At 72.7% G+C, this 17015-nt stretch carries 13 protein-coding genes; 5 read left to right on the top strand and 8 right to left on the bottom strand.

Annotated elements, in window-relative coordinates:
- Window position 1 precedes the first annotated feature (1 nt).
- The 4 genes from MUB56_RS05315 to MUB56_RS05300 form a co-directional block, all read right to left on the bottom strand.
- On the bottom strand, window positions 2–1441 hold the full coding sequence (locus MUB56_RS05315) for an MFS transporter (RefSeq protein ID WP_244930863.1): 1440 nt from the start codon (window positions 1439–1441) through the stop codon (window positions 2–4).
- Between the two features lie 86 nt (window positions 1442–1527).
- The gene (locus MUB56_RS05310; RefSeq protein WP_244930862.1) at window positions 1528–2160 is read right to left on the bottom strand and encodes a 3-oxoacid CoA-transferase subunit B; all 633 of its coding nucleotides are present in this window, start codon (window positions 2158–2160) and stop codon (window positions 1528–1530) included.
- Window positions 2157–2816, bottom strand: a complete 660-nt coding sequence (locus MUB56_RS05305; RefSeq protein ID WP_244930861.1) for a 3-oxoacid CoA-transferase subunit A — start codon at window positions 2814–2816, stop codon at window positions 2157–2159. The genes MUB56_RS05310 and MUB56_RS05305 overlap by 4 nt, the downstream gene beginning before the upstream one ends.
- The gene (locus tag MUB56_RS05300) at window positions 2813–4000 is read right to left on the bottom strand and encodes a thiolase family protein (protein WP_244930860.1); all 1188 of its coding nucleotides are present in this window, start codon (window positions 3998–4000) and stop codon (window positions 2813–2815) included. Before MUB56_RS05300 ends, MUB56_RS05305 begins: the two co-directional genes overlap by 4 nt.
- Window positions 4001–4083: 83 nt before the next feature.
- On the opposite strand from MUB56_RS05300, the gene MUB56_RS05295 reads away from it, so the two are divergent.
- Window positions 4084–4974 (top strand): LysR substrate-binding domain-containing protein, encoded by an 891-nt coding sequence (locus MUB56_RS05295; RefSeq protein ID WP_244930859.1) that lies wholly within the window; start codon window positions 4084–4086, stop codon window positions 4972–4974.
- 13 nt (window positions 4975–4987) lie between these two features.
- On the opposite strand, the gene MUB56_RS05290 is transcribed toward MUB56_RS05295, so the two are convergent.
- The gene (locus MUB56_RS05290) at window positions 4988–5296 is read right to left on the bottom strand and encodes a hypothetical protein (RefSeq protein ID WP_244930858.1); all 309 of its coding nucleotides are present in this window, start codon (window positions 5294–5296) and stop codon (window positions 4988–4990) included.
- Between the two features lie 69 nt (window positions 5297–5365).
- On the opposite strand from MUB56_RS05290, the gene MUB56_RS05285 reads away from it, so the two are divergent.
- The gene (locus MUB56_RS05285) at window positions 5366–6031 is read left to right on the top strand and encodes a TetR/AcrR family transcriptional regulator (RefSeq protein WP_244930857.1); all 666 of its coding nucleotides are present in this window, start codon (window positions 5366–5368) and stop codon (window positions 6029–6031) included.
- A gap of 3 nt (window positions 6032–6034) precedes the next feature.
- On the opposite strand, the gene MUB56_RS05280 is transcribed toward MUB56_RS05285, so the two are convergent.
- On the bottom strand, window positions 6035–7084 hold the full coding sequence (locus tag MUB56_RS05280) for an SGNH/GDSL hydrolase family protein (RefSeq protein ID WP_244930856.1): 1050 nt from the start codon (window positions 7082–7084) through the stop codon (window positions 6035–6037).
- A gap of 288 nt (window positions 7085–7372) precedes the next feature.
- Here MUB56_RS05280 and MUB56_RS05275 point away from each other — a divergent pair, with 288 nt between their 5' ends.
- Window positions 7373–7810, top strand: a complete 438-nt coding sequence (locus MUB56_RS05275; protein ID WP_244930855.1) for a SigE family RNA polymerase sigma factor — start codon at window positions 7373–7375, stop codon at window positions 7808–7810.
- 36 nt (window positions 7811–7846) lie between these two features.
- Here the strand turns inward: MUB56_RS05275 and MUB56_RS05270 are convergent, their stop codons facing one another.
- Window positions 7847–8323, bottom strand: coding sequence for a carboxymuconolactone decarboxylase family protein (locus MUB56_RS05270; RefSeq protein ID WP_244930854.1), 477 nt, complete (start codon window positions 8321–8323; stop codon window positions 7847–7849).
- A 149-nt stretch (window positions 8324–8472) separates the two neighbouring features.
- On the opposite strand from MUB56_RS05270, the gene MUB56_RS05265 reads away from it, so the two are divergent.
- Together MUB56_RS05265 and MUB56_RS05260 are read left to right on the top strand one after the other, a co-directional pair.
- Window positions 8473–9471, top strand: a complete 999-nt coding sequence (locus MUB56_RS05265) for a sigma-70 family RNA polymerase sigma factor (protein WP_244930853.1) — start codon at window positions 8473–8475, stop codon at window positions 9469–9471.
- Window positions 9472–9623: 152 nt separating this feature from the next.
- On the top strand, window positions 9624–10115 hold the full coding sequence (locus MUB56_RS05260; protein WP_244930852.1) for a hypothetical protein: 492 nt from the start codon (window positions 9624–9626) through the stop codon (window positions 10113–10115).
- Between the two features lie 76 nt (window positions 10116–10191).
- On the opposite strand, the gene MUB56_RS05255 is transcribed toward MUB56_RS05260, so the two are convergent.
- Window positions 10192–17007 carry a family 78 glycoside hydrolase catalytic domain gene (locus MUB56_RS05255; protein WP_244930851.1) on the bottom strand — a complete coding sequence of 2272 codons (6816 nt, stop codon included), beginning with the start codon at window positions 17005–17007 and terminating at the stop codon, window positions 10192–10194.
- Between the last annotated feature and the right edge of the window lie 8 nt (window positions 17008–17015).

Raw genomic sequence — 17015 nt, 5'->3', positions numbered from 1 at the left:
CTCAGGCCCGCACCGTCGACGGCTCCTCGAGCGAGACCGGCTCCAGCGAGGCGTCCCGGTTGCGCGGAATGGTGGCTCCGATGAGCACGCCGAGGAAGGCCGCAGCGGCGCCGATCAGGAAGCAGAGCTGGAAGGCCCGCTCGGTCGGCATCCCGGATGCGGTCACCGAGCCGGTCAGCACCGCCGCCATCACGGCGGAGGCCAGCGTGGTGCCGACCGAGCGCATCAGGGAGTTCAGACCCACGGCCGCGCCGGCCTCGCGCATCGGCACGTTGTCCATGATCAGGGTCGGCATCGCGGCGTACCCGATGCCCACGCCGGCCGACGACACGCACGAGGCGACCAGCAGCTGCCAGGCGGCGTCCATCATGCCGAACGCGACGAGGTATCCCAGGCCGAGCACGGCGGCGCCGAGCATCAGGGTCAGCTTGGCGCCGTACTTCTTGATGAGCATGCTGGTCAGGGGTGCGAAGGCCAGCATCATCAGCCCGCCGGGGGCCATCCACAGGCCCGCGTGCAGCATCGACTGGCCGAGGCCGAAGCCGGTGGACTCGGGCAGCTGGAGGAGCTGGGGTACGACGACCGACTGCGCCATCATGCCGAAGCCGATCGCGACCGCGGCGATGTTGGTCATCAGCACCGGCAGCTGCGCGGTGGTGCGCAGGTCGACCAGCGGCTCGGCGTGCCCGAGCTCGAACCAGCCCCACAGGGCGAGGACGAGGAGGCCGCCGACGATGCAGCCGAGGGTCTTCGGGTCCGCCCAGCCCCACGTGTTGGCCTTGGAGATGCCGATCAGGAAGGCCACCAGTCCGGCGGCCAGACCGAGCGCACCGACGAAGTCCACGCGACCGGGGTTGGCGTCCGGGACGTGCGGGACCAGGAGGACGACGGCCGCGAGGGTCACCAGGGCCAGGCCGGTGGCGACCCAGAACAGGGCGTGCCAGTCGTGCGCGTCGGCGATCCAGGCGGACAGCGGCAGGCCGATCGCGCCGCCGACGCCGAGCGTCGCGCTCATGGCGGCGATGGCCGTGGCGGTCATCGCGGGCGGGGTGATCTCGCGCATCAGCGAGATGCCGACCGGGATGAACCCCATCGCGAGGCCCTGCAGCATGCGACCCGTGAGCATCAGCACCAGCGAGTCCGACAGGGCGCAGACGACCGAGCCCAGGACCAGGATCGCGGCGCTGACCGCGAGCACCCGCTGCTTGCCGAACAGGTCGCCTAGCCGGCCGGCGACGGGCATGGCCACCGCTCCCGCGAGCAGGGTCACCGTGATGACCCACGCCGTGTTGTCCGCCGAGGTGCCGAGGTAGCCCGGCAGCTCGCTCTGGATCGGGATGACCACCGTCTGGGTCAGGGCGGCGCTGAGCCCGCCGAGGCAGAGGATGAGGACCGGGACCAGCGGGTTGGTGGTCGTGGTCGTGGCGCGGGGAGAGGACACGCTATATGTGTAGCATGCACTTACTTGTCAGCGTCAACCTTTTGTGCCTGAGGACACATCTGCACCGGCAGCAGTCGTCCCCGGCGTCACCCGCGCTGGAGCGAGACGTCCAGACGCTCGGCGAGCTCGTCGTACGACATCCCGTGCGTCTCCCGGACCACGACGCCGTCGGGGCCGAGGTCGAAGGTGGCGACGTCGGTGTAGACCCGGTCCACGCACCCGACGCCGGTCAGCGGGTAGCTGCACTCCGGCACCAGCTTCGGCGAGCCGTCCTTGGCGAACAGCGTCATCATCACGAAGACGCTCTTCGCGCCGATGGCGAGGTCCATCGCCCCACCGACGGCCGGGATCGCGTCCGGGGCGCCGGTGTGCCAGTTGGCGAGGTCGCCGGCCGCCGAGACCTGGAAGGCCCCGAGCACGCACACGTCGAGGTGGCCGCCGCGCATCATCGCGAACGAGTCCGCGTGGTGGAAGTACGACGCCCCCGGCAGCTCGGTGACCGGGACCTTGCCGGCGTTGGTGAGATCCGGGTCGACCTCGCCCTCGGCGGCGGCGGGTCCCATGTTGAGCATGCCGTTCTCGGTGTGCAGCACCACCCCGGCGCCGTCCGTCAGGTGCTCGGCGACCAGCGTCGGCTGGCCGATGCCGAGGTTGACGTACGCGCCGCGCGGGATGTCGCGGGCCACCACGGCTGCCATCTCGTGCTTGCTGAGGCTCATACCTGCACCACCCGGTCGACGTAGATGCTCGGGGTCACGACGGTCTCGGGATCGAGCGCGCCGGTCTCGACGACCTCCCGGACCTGGGCGACCACCGTGGTCGCCGCCGTTGCCATCACCGGCCCGAAGTTGCGGGCGGTCTTGCGGTAGACCAGGTTGCCCATCCGGTCCGAGCGGTACGCCCCGATCAGGGCGACGTCGCCCTTGATCGGGAACTCCAGGACGTAGGTCCGGCCGTCGATCTCGCGGGTCTCCTTGCCCTCGGCCAGCGGCGTGCCGACCCCGGTCGGGCAGAAGAAGGCCCCGATGCCCGCGCCGGCGGCGCGCATCCGCTCCGCGAGGTTGCCCTGCGGCACCACCTCGAGCTCGATCCTCCCCTCCCGATAGAGGCCGTCGAAGACCCAGGAGTCGGACTGCCGGGGGAAGGAGCAGACCATCTTGCGGACCCGGCCCTTCGCCAGCAGCGCGGCCAGTCCGGTGTCGCCGTTGCCGGCGTTGTTGGACACGACCGTCAGGTCCGTGGCGCCCTGCTCGATCAGCGCGTCGATCAGCTCGACCGGCATGCCGGCCATGCCGAAGCCGCCCACCAGGACCGTCGAGCCGTCGGCGATGCCCTCGACCGCGGCAGCCGCGCTGTCGCAGATCGTCGCGGTCACGACACGCCCTCCGTCACGTTCTCCAGCACCACGGCCAGTCCCTGGCCGACGCCGATGCAGATCGCGGCGACGCCGTAGCGCTCCCCCGACTCGACGAGCCGCTTCGCGAGGGTGCCGAGCACGCGGGCGCCGGAGGCACCGAGCGGGTGGCCGATGGCGATCGCGCCGCCCTGGGCGTTGACGATCGCGGGGTCGATCTTCCAGGCGTCCAGGCAGGCCAGGCTCTGGACGGCGAACGCCTCGTTCAGCTCGACCGCCGACACCTCGGCCCAGGTGATCCCGGCCCGCGCGAGCGCCTTCTCGGCCGCCTCCACCGGCGCGAAGCCGAACTCCTGCGGCGCGAGCGCGTGCACCCCCCGGCCGGCGATCCGGGCGACCGGGTCGACGCCGAGGCCGGCGCTCTCGCTGCCGAGCACCAGTGCGGAGGCGCCGTCGTTCAGGGGCGAGGCGTTGCCGGCGGTGATCGTGCCGTTGGTGCGGAACGACGCCTTCAGGCCGGCCAGCCTGTCCGCGCTCGAGCCGGGCCGGACGCTCTCGTCACGGGTGAGCTCCACGCCCTCCACCGGCACCGTCAGGTCGTCGTAGAACCCGGCGGCCCAGGCGGCGTCGGCCAGCTGGTGGGAGCGGGCGGCGAACTCGTCCTGCCGCTCGCGGGAGATCGAGAACCGCTCGGCCAGGTGCTCGTTCGACTCGCCCAGCGAGACGGTCCACACCGCCGGCATCCGGTCGTTGACCAGCCGCCACCCGAGCGTCGTCGAGACCGCGGTGACGTTGCCGGCCGGGTAGGCGCGCGCGGGCTTCGGCAGCACCCAGGGCGCCCGGGTCATCGACTCGACGCCGCCGACCACGACGACGTCGGCGTCGCCGGTCTCGATCGTGCGGGAGCCGATCATGGCGGCATCGAGGGAGGAGCCGCAGAGCCGGTTCACCGTGGTCGCCGGGACACCGACCGGCAGGCCGGCCAGCAGCACGGCCATCCGGCCGACGTTGCGGTTGTCCTCGCCGGCCTGGTTCGCGCAGCCCCAGACCACGTCGTCGATCCGGGCCGGGTCCAGACCCGGCACCTTCGCGAGGACCCCGCTCAGGGCGGTCGCGGCCAGGTCGTCGGGCCGGACGTCGGCGAGCGCGCCGCCGAACCGGCCGAAGGGGGTCCGCGCGCTGGCGTACAGGTAGGAGGAGGTCACCCACTCGACGGTAGGCAACCCGATCCATCACGTCCAATACTCATTGGGCGCTGATTGATAAGGCAATCAGGCATAATCCGACGATGGAGATCAGGCACCTGCGCTCGTTCGTCGTGCTCGCCGAGGAGCGCCACTTCGGGCGGGCGGCCGCCCGGTTGCACGTCGCCCAGCCGGCACTGTCCCAGCAGCTGCGCCGCCTCGAGCACGAGCTGGGGGTCACGCTGCTCGACCGGTCCACGCGTCGGGTCGACCTGACCGAGGCGGGCCGACTGCTCCAGACCCGGGCCCGCCGGCTGCTCGCCGAGGTGGACCGCACCACCGGCGACCTGGAGGCGTTGGCCGCGGGGCTGGCCGGCACCGTACGGCTCGGCTTCGTCGGGACCGCGACGTACGACGTCCTGCCGCAGGTCGCACGCCGGGTGCGGGCCGAGCTGCCCGAGATCCACCTGGAGCTGAAGGGCGAGCTGCTCGGGCCCGCCCTCCTCGACGCGCTGGTCGCAGGAGACCTGGACCTCGCGGTGCTGCGCCCCGGGCCGGGTGCCCCCGACGGCGTCGTCCTGCGGCAGCTGCGGACCGAGCCCCTGGTGGCGGTGCTGCCCGCCCACCACCCGCTCGCCGGGGCGGCCGCGGTCGAGGTCGCCGACCTCGCCGGCGAGCCGGTCGTCACCCACCCCTCGGGCCACCGCTCGTCCATGCAGCCGCAGGTGCTCGACGTCTTCCGACGGGCCGGGCTGGAGCCGGACCTGATCGAGGTCGGCGAGACCGGCACCCTCGTCGTCTTCGTGGCCGCCGGGCTCGGGGTCGGCCTGGTCCCGGCCTCGGTCCGTGCCCTGCGCCTCGACGGCGTCGCCTACGTCCCGCTCGCCGGGCCGGCCAAGGAGGTCCCGCTCGCCCTCGCCCACCGCCCGGACCCCGGCGTCGCCGTCGCCCGGGTGGCGGAGCTGGTCGCCGAGGTCGCCGACGGGTCGGGCTGACGGCGCCCGGGGATCAGTCCGCGTCTCGCCGGCTCAGCTCCGCGAGGCGGTGGGCGCAGGGCCGGCACGCCTCCGGCTTGCGTCCGTCGAAGGGCAGGTGCCAGAAGACGAACCAGGTCGTCCGCGGGAGTCCGCACGCGGTCTTCGTCGATCCGCTGAGACCGGCGTGCACGACGCCCCAGGGCGCCCGGTCCCCCACGTGCCGAGGCTGAAGGTGGGGAGCGACCGATATCCAGGTCCGGGCGGGGGCGGGGGCGGCCGGCGCTCGCCGGTCGGGGTGCCGCTTCGGACTCACGTCGGCCATCACGGAACTGAGTGTCACATTTCGAGACTATGTCTCAGCGGGCATGATGTCCAGAGCAACACGACCGAAGTTGAGCCCGGAGGACCTGTGGCCGCACCGTCACCGCACGACGTCATCACCGACGCCGCCTTCACGCTCTTCGCCCGCCAGGGGTACGACGCCACCTCGGTCGAGGACATCGCGAGCGCCGCGGGCGTCAGCCGCAGCACGTTCTTCCGCTCCTTCGGGTCGAAGGAGGCGGTCATCTTTCCCGACCACGACGAGCTCCTCGCTCGCGTCGAGTCCCGGCTGCAGTCCTCCCAGGAGGACTCCGCCCTCGCGGCCGTCATCGACGCCGTCAAGATCGTCCTGTTCCACTACGTCGCGGAGGGCGAGCGGGCCCGCGAGCGCTACCGCCTCACGTCGGCCGTCACGACGCTCCGCGAGCGCGAGCTCGTCAGCAGCGCTCGCTACCAGCGCCTCTTCCGCCACCACCTGGGTCGCTGGGGCGACGGCGGCGAGGCGGCCGACCTGCAGGCCGAGGTGACCGCGGCCGCCGTCGTCGCCGCCCACAACCGGGTGCTCCGCCGCTGGCTGCGGGGCGAGTGCGGCGACCCCGAGCGGGAGATCACCGGCGCGCTGGCGATCGTGCACCGGACCTTCGACCCCAAGCAGTCCACCGCCAGCCCGGTCGCGCTCCTGGTGCTCCCGGCCGGGACGTCGCTCGCCGCAGCGGAGGACGCCGTACGTCATCTCGCCTGGGCTCCCCAGTAGGCCTCAGCGAGCTCCGCGGGACTGCTCGGCCAGCCAGGTGCGCCAGGACTCGGTCGCGATCCCCGGCGGGGTCGCCTCCGAGCGAAGCGTCGAGCCGATCGGCGGCTGGGCGACCGCGTGACCCGGGGCGGTCCCGCCACCGGTGAGCTGGCGGTAGATCTCCTGGGCGGCGCCCCGCATCCCCCGCAGGAACGGGTGGAAGTTCGCCGCGCGGAGCGGCTTGAGGGTGCTGCCGTTGATCCAGGCCTCGCTCCCGGCGCAGGCGTCGTGGCCGCGGGAGGCCGGGTAGAGATTGAGGTAGGTCGCCCCGTTCTTGACTGCGGCGCGACGCAGCGAGCGGTTGAGACGCTGCTCGATGCGGTTCCCCCAGCGGTAGTCACCGCCAGCGAACTCGACGGCCTTGCAGGTGCCGCGCTGCGGCAGCAGCCGCGGGTAGCCCACGACGTACACCTCGGCCGCGGGGGCGCGGCGCGCGACGGCGCGCAGCACCCGGCCGACGTTCGCCTGGATCTTGGTGGCGTCTCGGAGCTTGGTGTCGACACCCTTGCGGTTGGTGAAGTGGCGGCGGCACGGGGCGCCCTTCGGGTCGAGCTCGGCCACGGCCTCGCAGACCTCGATCATCGAGCCGAACAGCTTCCGGTCGTTGCCACCGATGCCGAGCGTCACGAGGTCGGTCTCGGCGTTGAGGACCTCGAGCTGCGGGGCCGGACTGGGCCCCGGCACGATCGTCGTCTGGCGGCGCTTGTCCAGATCGGCGGTCTGCGCGCCCGAGCAGGTGACGTCGACGTAGCTGCGCACGCCGAAGTACCCGGCCAGGAACGCCGGGTAGTTGTTGGTCGAGCGCAGGCAGCCGAGCGGGTCGAGCCGCTGTGCCGGCACCAGCGGACCGGCGCTGTAGGAGTCTCCGAGGGCGACGTAGTCGATCGGGTCGCTGCCGGTGACCACGGCGCCGGGGGTGCCGGCCACGGCGGGAGCCGTGCCCAGCGCCAGCACCAGTACGGCGGCCGCACCGACCAGGGCCGAGCGGAGGGAGCGGGGACGAGACGTGGTCATGGGACCTCCCGGAGTCGTGGCGCGGCGACGCCGTACCGACGGGTAGTTACCCCACCCTCGGCTGACCGAATCCACGGCCGAGCCGCACGTCAGGAACCGCGAAGCTCCGAGCGCGCCGCGGAGAGGTCGAGGCAGCGCTCGTGCGCCGTCTGCCTCGTGACCGACGGGATGGTCGAGGCGGCGGCGAATCGGGGATCCTGGGGTCGGGCAACCATTTCGTGCCACGGACGCGTCTTGGTAGGGATGCCGGCAAACCGCCCGGCACCGGGGCCCGAGGGTCGTGGTCGTATGGCAGACGAGACGCAGTTCGACGAGTTCGTCGTGGCGCGGTCCCAGGCTCTCGTGCGGTCGGCGTACCTGCTGACGCAGGACGAGGGGCTGGCCGAGGACCTCGTGCAGACGGCGCTCACCAAGGCCTGGTTCGCCTGGCGGCGCATCGACGACCCGGAGGCGTACGTCCGCAGGATCATGGTGCCCACGTCCGCGTCCTGGTGGCGCCGGCGCTGGACTCGCGAGGCCCCGACCGAGCAGCCACCGCAACGGCCGGATCCCGCTGGCACGGAGCTCGCCGTTGCCGAGGGGCAGGACCTCTGGAACGCGATCGGGCACCTGCCCCGGCGCCAGCGCGCCGTCGTCGTCCTGCGCTACCTCGACCTGGGGCTGGACGACCACAGTCACCTGATCCGGCCCGAGGACCGGGTCAACCTCGCGATGGGCATCCAGTAGGCGGGGCTCCCGTCCGTCCGCCGTCGTACCGGACGGTCAGGCCGACTGCTTCCAGCTGGGCCGATCGGCACGCTCACGGACGGTCACGTTGATCCGGTTGAACAGGTTGAGCAGCCCGATCTGCAGGATCAGCGCGGAGACCTGCCGCTCGTCGTAGTGCCGCGTGACCTCGCGCCACAGCTCGTCCGGCACCGCGCCGTTGCGGTCGGCCACCCGGGTCAGCTCGTCGGTGAGGGCGAGGGCGGCGCGCTCGGCCTCGTCGTAGTACGGCGACTCGGCCCACGCGCCCACGCCGACGATCCGGTCGACGGACTCGCCCTCGGCCTGGAGCGCCTCCAGGTGACTCTGGACGCACGGGCTGCAGCCGTTGATCTGACTGGCTCGCAGGGCGACCAGCTCCAGGGTGCTCGTGGGCACACCGCCCGTGCCGATCGCGGCGATCAGGCTGCCGATGCCACGGAAGGCCTCGGGCAGGACGAACGCGGGGTTGGCCATGCGGGGTTCGAAGGTCATCTCGGTCTCCTCATTCGTTGGAAGCTGTCGAGATCCCTGACCCGCGCCGGGCAGGATGTGTGACGGGGAACCGAGACTTCTGTGCCGGTGTCACATTCGGCTCCCGCGGCGGGTCACTCCGGGGAGACCCGTTTTCGAAAGGACACCACGTGGACGACGACCTCGACCTCACCCGGCAGTTCGAGGCACACCGCCCGCACCTGCGAGCCGTCGCCTACCGCGTCCTGGGCTCGGCCGGCGACGCGGAGGACGCCGTCCAGGAGGCGTGGCTGCGGCTGCACCGCACCGACACCGCGGAGGTCGACAACCTCGGGGGCTGGCTGACGACGGTCGTCGCCCGGATCGCGCTGAACACCCTGCGCTCCCGCTCCACCCGTCGCGAGGAGTCCCTCGAGGAGCGGGTCGAGCGCCTGCCGGAGCCGATGCTCACCCCCGACGACGCGCGTCAGCCGCAGCAGCCGGAGCACCAGGCACTGCTGGCCGACTCGGTCGGGCTCGCGCTGCTGGTGGTGCTCGACCAGCTCTCCCCTGCCGAACGGATCGCCTTCGTGCTGCACGACCTGTTCGCCGTACCGTTCGACGACATCGCGCCGGTCCTGGAGCGCTCGCCCGCGGCGACCCGCCAGCTGGCCAGTCGCGCGCGGCGCCGGGTCAGCGGGTCGGCGTCCCCGGCCCAGCACGATCAGGTCCAGCACGACCCGGCCCAGCACGACCCGGTACGCCGGCGCGAGGTCGTCGACGCCTTCTTCGCCGCCGCGCGCGACGGCGACCTCCCGCGGCTGCTCGGGGTGCTGGCCCCCGACGTCGTGGTGCATGCCGATCACGGTGCGCTCCGCGGCGTGGTGACCTACCGCGGCGCGGAGTCCGTCGCCGGGAACGCCCTCAGGTACGCCCACCCCGAGCGGGTCGTCCACCCCGTCCGGGTCGACGATCTCACCGGGGTGCTCGTCACGCTCCACGGCGAGCCGTTCAGCATCATGGCGTTCACCGTCGCCCAGGGTCGGGTCGTCGAGATCCACACGTGGACCGACTCCGCGCAGGTGGCGCGGGTCAGCGCCTCCCTCGGCGACTACGGCTCCGTCCTGGGGAGTGATGTCCAGGAACGTCGTCGGCTCGTCCAGCAAGACGACGGGGGGTCCACTGCCTGATCAGGCTCCCCGGTCGGTGGTGCGGTCAGACAGGCGATAGTCCCCAGCCGAGGACGGGCTGAGCGTGGGCGATGGCTCCCGAGACGGGGATTGCCTGTCTGACGGCCCTGGTCGGCTGACCAGGTCGACACCGGCACGGCCAGAATGTCCTCATGCCCGGAAAGACGCCCATCCGCTTCACCGTGCGCGACCGGACCCCGGAGGACGTCGCGCGCGTCGCGAGCCGGTACCGCGGCAACCGGCTCTTCGGCCGCGAGTACGTCCGGGTCGACGGGGAGCGCATCCGGGCGCAGTTCCGGGAGAGCCGCTCGCCCACCCCGATGCTGCGCGGCGTACTGACCGCGACGAGCCGCGGCACCCGCATCGAGGGCCACGTGCACTTCGGTTCGGCGAACCTCTTCAACTACGTGTTCGTCGCGGCTGCCGTGCTGATGACGGCGGCAGCGGTGGTGGTGGGCGTCACCGACGGCGGGGCCGGCCCCCTCGCGCTGTGCGTGGTGAGCGCGGTCCTGCTCTGGTTCGTCGCCCTCGGCCTGCTGATCGTCTCCGAGCTCAGCACCCGCACCGAGGCCTCGGCCCTGCGCAACGAGCTGGTGGCGCTGCTCGAAGACCGCGAGGTCCCCGACCGACCGTCGGCTGGATGACCCGTCTCCACGACCTGCACCGTGTCGACGGGTCGGGCAGGTGCCGGGTCGTCGACCCGGCACCCGCCCGTGACGCTCAGCGCACCCGGACCTTCACCCGGGACGAGCTGCTGCCCTGCACACCGGCCGATCCGGTGTAGACGGCCTGCACCCGGTGGGTGCCTCTGCCGCGCAGCACCAGGCGGACGTCGGCCCGCCCGTCGGACAGCCGCACGGTCCGCACCGTGCGACCGTCGATCCGCAGGGTCACCCGGCCGTCCGGCGTCGTCGACGGCGAGCTGACCGCGATCCGGATCCGCACCGCCTTGCCCGAGCGCACCACGCGCTTGCCGACCCGGAGGGCGACCCGGGAGCTCGCCTTCGTCACCAGACCACTGCGCCCGGAGATCGCGGTGCCGGAGGCCCCGTTGTCGCGGGTGCCGGTCACGCGCACCGAGAGCCGGGACCCGAGGTCCGCCGCACCCAGTCGATACGTCGCCGCCGTGGCGCCGGCCACGGGCCGGTCGTCGCGCAGCCACTGGAAGGCGAAGGCCAGGTCGGTCCGGTTCCACGAGCCGGTGCTCGCCCGGAGCGTCTCGCCGACCACCTCGGTGCCGGTGACCTGCGGGGCGACCACCGCGGCGACCGTCTCGTCCTCGACGAGGGTCACCACCGTCCGGCGCAGCACCTCGGTGTTGCCGGCGACGTCGGTCGAGAACGCCTCGACCACGTGCTCGCCGTACCCGACGACCGCGACGGGCTCCGCACCCGCCGTGGCCCACGCGCCGCCGTCGACCCGGTAGCTGGTCGAGGCGACCCCGCTGGTCGCGTCGCCGGCCACCAGCCGGACCGAGGCCCGGTCGTCGCGCGGCGTGCCGGCGAGCTCGATGACCGTCGTCGGCGCGGTGCCGTCGATGCGGACCGTCGTCGAGCGCGCGCCGCTGGAGTTGCCCGCGAGGTCGCGGACCCGGTAGTCGACCCGGTGCTCGCCGTCGCCGGCGACCGGGACGGGCCCGGTGTAGGCCTGCCAGCCGGCGGTCGCGCCGACCTGGACGTCGAGCGTCCCGGCCCGGTCGTCGGTGGCCAGCACCGCGACCTCGGCCGGACCGCGGAACCAGCCGTCGCGGCCCGGGTGGGCGCTGTCCACGCGCACCGACCCGAGCGGCGCCTGGTCGTCGAGACCGGGCAGCACCCACACGTCGGCGATCGAGGGGTCGTACGCCGTGGCGTCGGTCGGGAACTCGAACTTCAGCCGCACCGTCCCGTCCGCCGTGGCCGCGACTGCCGCGGGGGCGTCGACCAGGAGCTCGTGAGCCATCCAGCCCACGCTGTTCTGGGTCCGGGTGATGTCGTAGCGACCGACCAGCACGTCGTCGACGTACAGGTTGAACTCCTTGGTCGTGGCCTTGTCGAAGGTCTCGATCAGTCGGAGCGCGAACGGCTCGTCCGGGTTCACCTCGACCGCCGCGGAGTACCACGAGCCCGGGTACAGCGAGTGCGCGTAGCGACGGGTCAGGCCCGCCTCCGGGCTGGTCCCGCTGTTCGGGGCCGCCTGCACCGCGTGGGCCGTCTCCGAGCCCGCCTCGCCGAAGTCGACGTGGTCGATCGCGTCGGTCGGCGGCGTGGGCACGACCACCGCCAGGGAGCCGGTTCCCTCGGCCATCGTGTCGGTGCCGCGCACGAACGCCGCGGTGACGTCGTACGACGTCGCGACGACGCGGTGCCCGAGCAGCATCGGCACCTGGACCTGGACCGACCCACCCGCAGGCACGGTGACCGGGTCCGAGGGCACGGTCGTCGGCCAGCCCTGCGGGGCGGTCAGCTCGACCCGCCCCGTGATCGGGACGGAGCCGGTGTTGGCGATCGTCGCGGTGACCGTCCGGCGACCCGGGGCCTCCGGGGTCTCGTCGGCGACCTCGACGGAGGTCACCTCGAGTCCGCTGGTCACCGTGGCCCAGGGCCCGGTGCCGGTGGTCGAGCGGCCCTCGTCCCCGCTGCGGTAGGTCAGCGCCACGGTCGCGGACTGCTCGCCGAGCGCCGCGTCGGTCGGGACCGTCGCGGTAAACGGCAGCGTGGTGGTCGTCCCGGCCGCAAGCGAGTCGAGCACCAGGGCGGACCCGTCGACCGGCCAGTCGCCCACGGTCACCTCGGCCCGCAGGCCGGTGATCGCGGTCGTCCCGGTGTTGGTGACCGTGACCGAGCCCTCGACCACGTCGCCGGACAGCACGGCCTCGGCGAGCGGCGGCACGACCGCCACGACGCCGAGCCGCTGGGACAGCAGCGCCTCCAGGGCCGCCACCACGCGGTCGAGGTGTCGCACCAGGTCGTCGCGGACGGGACCGTCGATCTCCGAGTCCGCCGTCCGGGTGCGCAGCTCCCGCACGTCGGCGAGCGCCTCGTCGAGGCGCTCGGTCACGGACTCGTCGCCGGCCAGGGAGGCCTCGGCCGCGGCCGCCACGTCGTCGCGGACCGCGCCGAGACCGTCCACCAGGGTGGTGTGGTCGGACCCGTCGAGGTCGCCGGCGTCGTGGTGGGCGTCGGCCCGGTCGCGGGTGGCGTCGAGCCGGTCCAGGACCCGCCCGAAGCCGGCGAGCTCGGCGTCGACGCGGAACTCGTAGTGACCGGAGCCGACCGTCAGGGAGAGGGTGCCGTCGGCGTACGACGTCTCCTCGACGCCCTCGGCCTTGACCGCGAGGACGCCGCCCTCGCTGACCGACCCGGCGTTCTCGGCGGGGACCTCGACGTGCCCGGTCGCGCCGACCGGGACGTCGACCTGGAGCACGAGCTCGTCGTCCTCGTGGCGCCAGTCCGAGGTCACCGGACCGTACGGCGTGTCCACCGTGGCCCGCGCCCAGTCGAGGTCACCGGTGACCGCGGGTGCGATCGTGACGTCGCGGAAGCCGGTCTCGGCCGACGGCCGGATGCCGGCGGTGTAGTGGTAGAACCAGTCGTCCACGGTGCCGAGGAAGTAGTGGCCGTAGGAGCGCGCGTCGGTCGACCAGTGCTCCCACATGGAGGTGGCGCCCTCCTCGATCATGTAGCCCCAGCTGGGGTACGTCGTCTGCACGGCCAGCTCGTAGGCGACGTCGGCGTACCCGTGCTCGGTGAGGACCGGCAGCAGGTACTTGGTGCCGAGGACGCCGGTGTTGAGGTGCCCGTCCCGGTCCCGCACGTCGGCGACGATGCTCGCCGCCACCCGGTCCGCGGTCGCGGCGTCGGGCGCCAGGTCGAAGGCCAGCGCCAGCACGTTGTGCGTCTGGCGGTAGCCGCGGTCGCCCGTGCCCCGGTAGTAGCCCTTGGCCTGGTCGAGGAAGGTCGCGTTGAAGGCGTCCTTGACCACGACGGCCCGCTCCCGGAACTGCGCCGCGTCCGCGGTCTTGCCGAGGTGCTCGGCGCTGCGCGCCATCGAGGTGAGCATCGTGTAGAGGTACGCCGTGCCCGAGACCCGGGTGTCCTCGGGCGCATTGCCGCCCGCGGGGCTGGCCTCGGGGCTGACCCAGTCACCCAGGCGGACGTTCTTGACGATGCCGTTGCCGGCGGTGGTGAACTCCAGGTCGACGTACTTCTTCATCCCGTCGTACTGCTCGCGCAGCACCTGGTCGTCGCTGCCGTACTGGTAGAGCCACCACGGGATCATCACGTAGGCCGAGTGCCAGGCCGGGGCGATGCCCCACGCCCCCCAGTCGGCGGAGCTCGGGGCGATGACGTACGGGCGCCCGTTGAGCTCGCGACTCTCGTGCAGGTCGCGCATCCACTTGGCGAACAGCTCGTGGGTGTCCATGTTCATCATGAACATCTCGGCGCCGACGGCGGCGTCGCCGGTCCACCCGTTCTTCTCGAACATGGGGGTGTCGGTCGGGATGCCGTGCAGGTTGTTGGCCAGCGTGTCGACGACCGCCTCGTGGGTCGCGTTCATGGTGGCGCTGGAGCTCTCGAAGGAGCCGGTGCGCTCGGCGTCGGTGTGCACCGCCTTCGCGGTGAACGCGCTCAGCGGCGGCGCCTGGTCGCCGGGCCAGCCGGTGACCTGGATGTACTGGAAGCCCTTGTAGGAGAACTGCGGCTCCCACGTCTCGGGCTCGCCGGTGCCGGCGAGGGTGAACCGGTCGGTCTGGAAGCCGGAGGCGAACCCGCCGTTGTTGTCGACGTTCACCAGCCCGGAGGCGCGCAGCTTCTCGCCGGCCTGGTAGCGGATCGTGGTGCCGGCCGGTCCCTGCGCGGTGACCTGGACCCAGCCCGCGAGCATCCGCGGGAACTTCACGACGTAGGTGCCGTCGACCGGCTCGCTGATCTCGCTGGCCGGGAGGGTCTCGGTGACCCGGATCGGCTGCTGGCGCTGGTTGACCAGCACGCCCTTCGGACCGGCGACCTCGCTGGCCGCGGCCCACGAGCTGTCGTCGAACCCGGCGGTGTCGAAGCCGGTCTGCACCCGGTTGGCGTCGTACGTCTCGCCGCCGTAGAGGTCGTCGAAGCGGGTCGGGCCGTCGTGGATGGTCCAGCTGTCGTCGGTGACGACGTGGTCGACGCTGCCGTCGGCGTACTCGATCTCGAGGACGGCGCGGGCGGCCGGCTCGTCGTGCCACGGCGGGTTCTGCCAGTTCCAGACGTTCCCGCCGGTCATGCCGTAGAAGCCGCGCCCGAGCTCGAGGCCGAGGGCGTTGGCGCCGTCGTCGAGCTGGTCGGTGACGTCGGTGGCGACGTACTGCACGGTGTCGTCGTAGTCGGTGAAGCCGGGCGAGAGCACGTCGGCGCTGATCGGGTCACCGTTGAGGGTGACGTCGGCGTAGCCGCCCGCCGCCACGTAGACCGTCGCGTTGGCGACCTCGTCGTCGACCGCGAACTCCTTGCGCAGCAGTGGCGCCGGAGCCGCCTCGGGCTTGGGGTCCTTCACGCCGCGGTTCCACGGCGCGCCGCCGTACACCGCCTGCGCGACGGCGGTGCCCCAGGCGCTGTCGTCGTACGACGGGTCGGCCCAGGCGGCCGGGATCTCCTTGGTCGCCTTCCAGCTCGGGTCGGTGGTGAGGACGTCGCTGCTGCCGTCGGCGTAGTGCACCCGGATGGCGGCGATCAGGCCGGCGGCCGAGCCGGGGCCGTTGGTGGTGCGCACCGCGAACACGTTGCGGTCGGGCTCGAGCTCGACGGTGTAGAGGTGGGCCTGCTGCCACTCGTTGGTCGCGCCCTCGGTGTTGCCGATGAAGGTGCCGTTGACGTGGAGCCGGAAGGAGTCGTCGGCGGTGATGAGCACGTCGGCCGAGACGGCCTCCTTGCCTGCCGGAGAGGTCCGGGTGGTGCGGAAGGCGCGGTCCTCGGCGGGCGCGACCGGGCTGGTCGCCTCGGGCGTCCAGATCCAGCGGGCACCCTCCAGGCTGAGGGACTCCGCGCCGTTCGCGACCTGGGGGACGGTGACACGGTCGCCGTAGACCCAGCCGCGGTAGAGCGCCTGCGCACGGGCCGGGGTCCAGGCCGAGTCGTCGAAGCCGGCGGTGGTCCAGCCCTCGGGCGCGGTGGCGTTGCCGATCGCCAGGGCGTCGGTGCCCGCGTCGGTGACGACGTCCTCGCCGGTGCCGTCGGCGTAGCCGATCCGCACCCGACCGAGGACCCCGCCGTACTGGCTGTTGCCGGGGGTCTGCAGCCGGACGGCGAGCACGTTGGTGCCGGGGACCGTCGGGAGGTTGACGGTGCGGGCCCGCTGCCACTCGTCGTTGGCGGCGGTGTTGGCGGCGACCTGCTGGCCGTTCCAGTACGCCGTGAAGACCTGGTCGCCGGTGATGGACAGCTGGGCCCAGGCGACGTCTCGGTCGTCGACCTCGACGGTGCGGCGGAAGAGCGTGGTGGGGATCGGGTTGGCGCCGCTGGGAGCGCCGATGTTCGGGATGATCCAGGAGGAGGTGTCGAGGTTCATCGCGACGTCCGGGGCGGCGGCGGCCGGGACGACCACCTGGTTGCCCCAGGGGGAGCCGCCGTACGTCGCCCGCGCGGCCGCGGCGACCCAGCCCGTGGTGTCGTAGCCGGCCAGGTGCCAGCCGGGGTTGGCCGAGGTGCTCGCGCGCCAGGTGCCGTCGGAGACGAACTCCTCGCTCGTGCCGTCGGCGTAGCGCACGACGAGCTTGCCAACCACGGCCGCGTAGGCCTTGGCGGTGTTGTTGAGCCGGACGGCCAACAGGTTCTCGCCGGACTTCGGGGTCACGGCCACCCGCGAGGCCTTCTTCCAGGCGTCCGCGACCGAGGCGCCGGAGGCGACCTGCTGGCCGTTGAGGAACGCGGAGAAGCCCAGGTCCCCGGCCATCACCAGCTCGGCCGAGGCGACCTCCTTGGCGGGGTCGATCGTGAACGTTTCACGCAGATATCCCGGCGGCGTGTTGGGGCCGGTGTAGGGCGAGTGGATCCAGGACGCGCCGTCGAGGGTGACCTTCGTGGCGCGGGCCGGACGCTCGTTGCCGATCCAGGTCGCCCCCGCCCAGTCGCCCGCGGACCGCAGCCCGGTGCGGAAGCTCGAGGTGGCCGACGCGGAGCCGACGGAGGTCACGACGTCGACGTCCCACACGTAGCCGGTCGCCGACTCGAGCGCCGGACCGTCGTACGCGACCTGCGCGGACTCTGCCGAGGCCTGTACGCCGCTGTCCCAGGTGAGGTCGCCGCCCAGACCCTCGTCCGCGGTCGCGACCCGGAGCCGGTAGCTCTCCTGGGTGACGGCCCGGGCACCGGACCGGATGACCCACGAGAACCGGGGGTGGTCGAGATCGATGCCGATCGGCTCGACCTTCTTCTCCACCTCCAGCGAGGTCAGCTCGACGGGAGCCGGGGCGGCAGCGGAGGCGGCCGGAAGGGGCGTCGCGACGGCGGTGAGCGCGCCTGACACCAGGGCGGCCGAGGCGACCAGGGCAGCGGCGAGAAGGCCACGGGAGTGGAGAGTCATGTCGTCCT

The sequence above is a fragment of the Nocardioides sp. W7 genome (assembly GCF_022919075.1).
Classification (GTDB): Bacteria; Actinomycetota; Actinomycetes; order Propionibacteriales; family Nocardioidaceae; genus Nocardioides.
Note: the sequence above shows the minus strand (reverse complement) of the source record. Positions and strands in the feature narration are given on the sequence as shown.

Excerpts from the sequence above, each read along its gene's own strand:
- MUB56_RS05310 (WP_244930862.1), bottom strand. The coding sequence starts at position 2,160 with ATGAGCCTCAGCAAGCACGAGATGGCAGCCGTGGTGGCCCGCGACATC.
- MUB56_RS05295 (WP_244930859.1), top strand. The coding sequence starts at position 4,084 with ATGGAGATCAGGCACCTGCGCTCGTTCGTCGTGCTCGCCGAGGAGCGC.
- MUB56_RS05280 (WP_244930856.1), bottom strand. The coding sequence starts at position 7,084 with ATGACCACGTCTCGTCCCCGCTCCCTCCGCTCGGCCCTGGTCGGTGCG.
- MUB56_RS05275 (WP_244930855.1), top strand. The coding sequence starts at position 7,373 with ATGGCAGACGAGACGCAGTTCGACGAGTTCGTCGTGGCGCGGTCCCAG.
- MUB56_RS05270 (WP_244930854.1), bottom strand. The coding sequence starts at position 8,323 with ATGACCTTCGAACCCCGCATGGCCAACCCCGCGTTCGTCCTGCCCGAG.
- MUB56_RS05260 (WP_244930852.1), top strand. The coding sequence starts at position 9,624 with ATGCCCGGAAAGACGCCCATCCGCTTCACCGTGCGCGACCGGACCCCG.
- MUB56_RS05255 (WP_244930851.1), bottom strand. The coding sequence starts at position 17,007 with ATGACTCTCCACTCCCGTGGCCTTCTCGCCGCTGCCCTGGTCGCCTCG.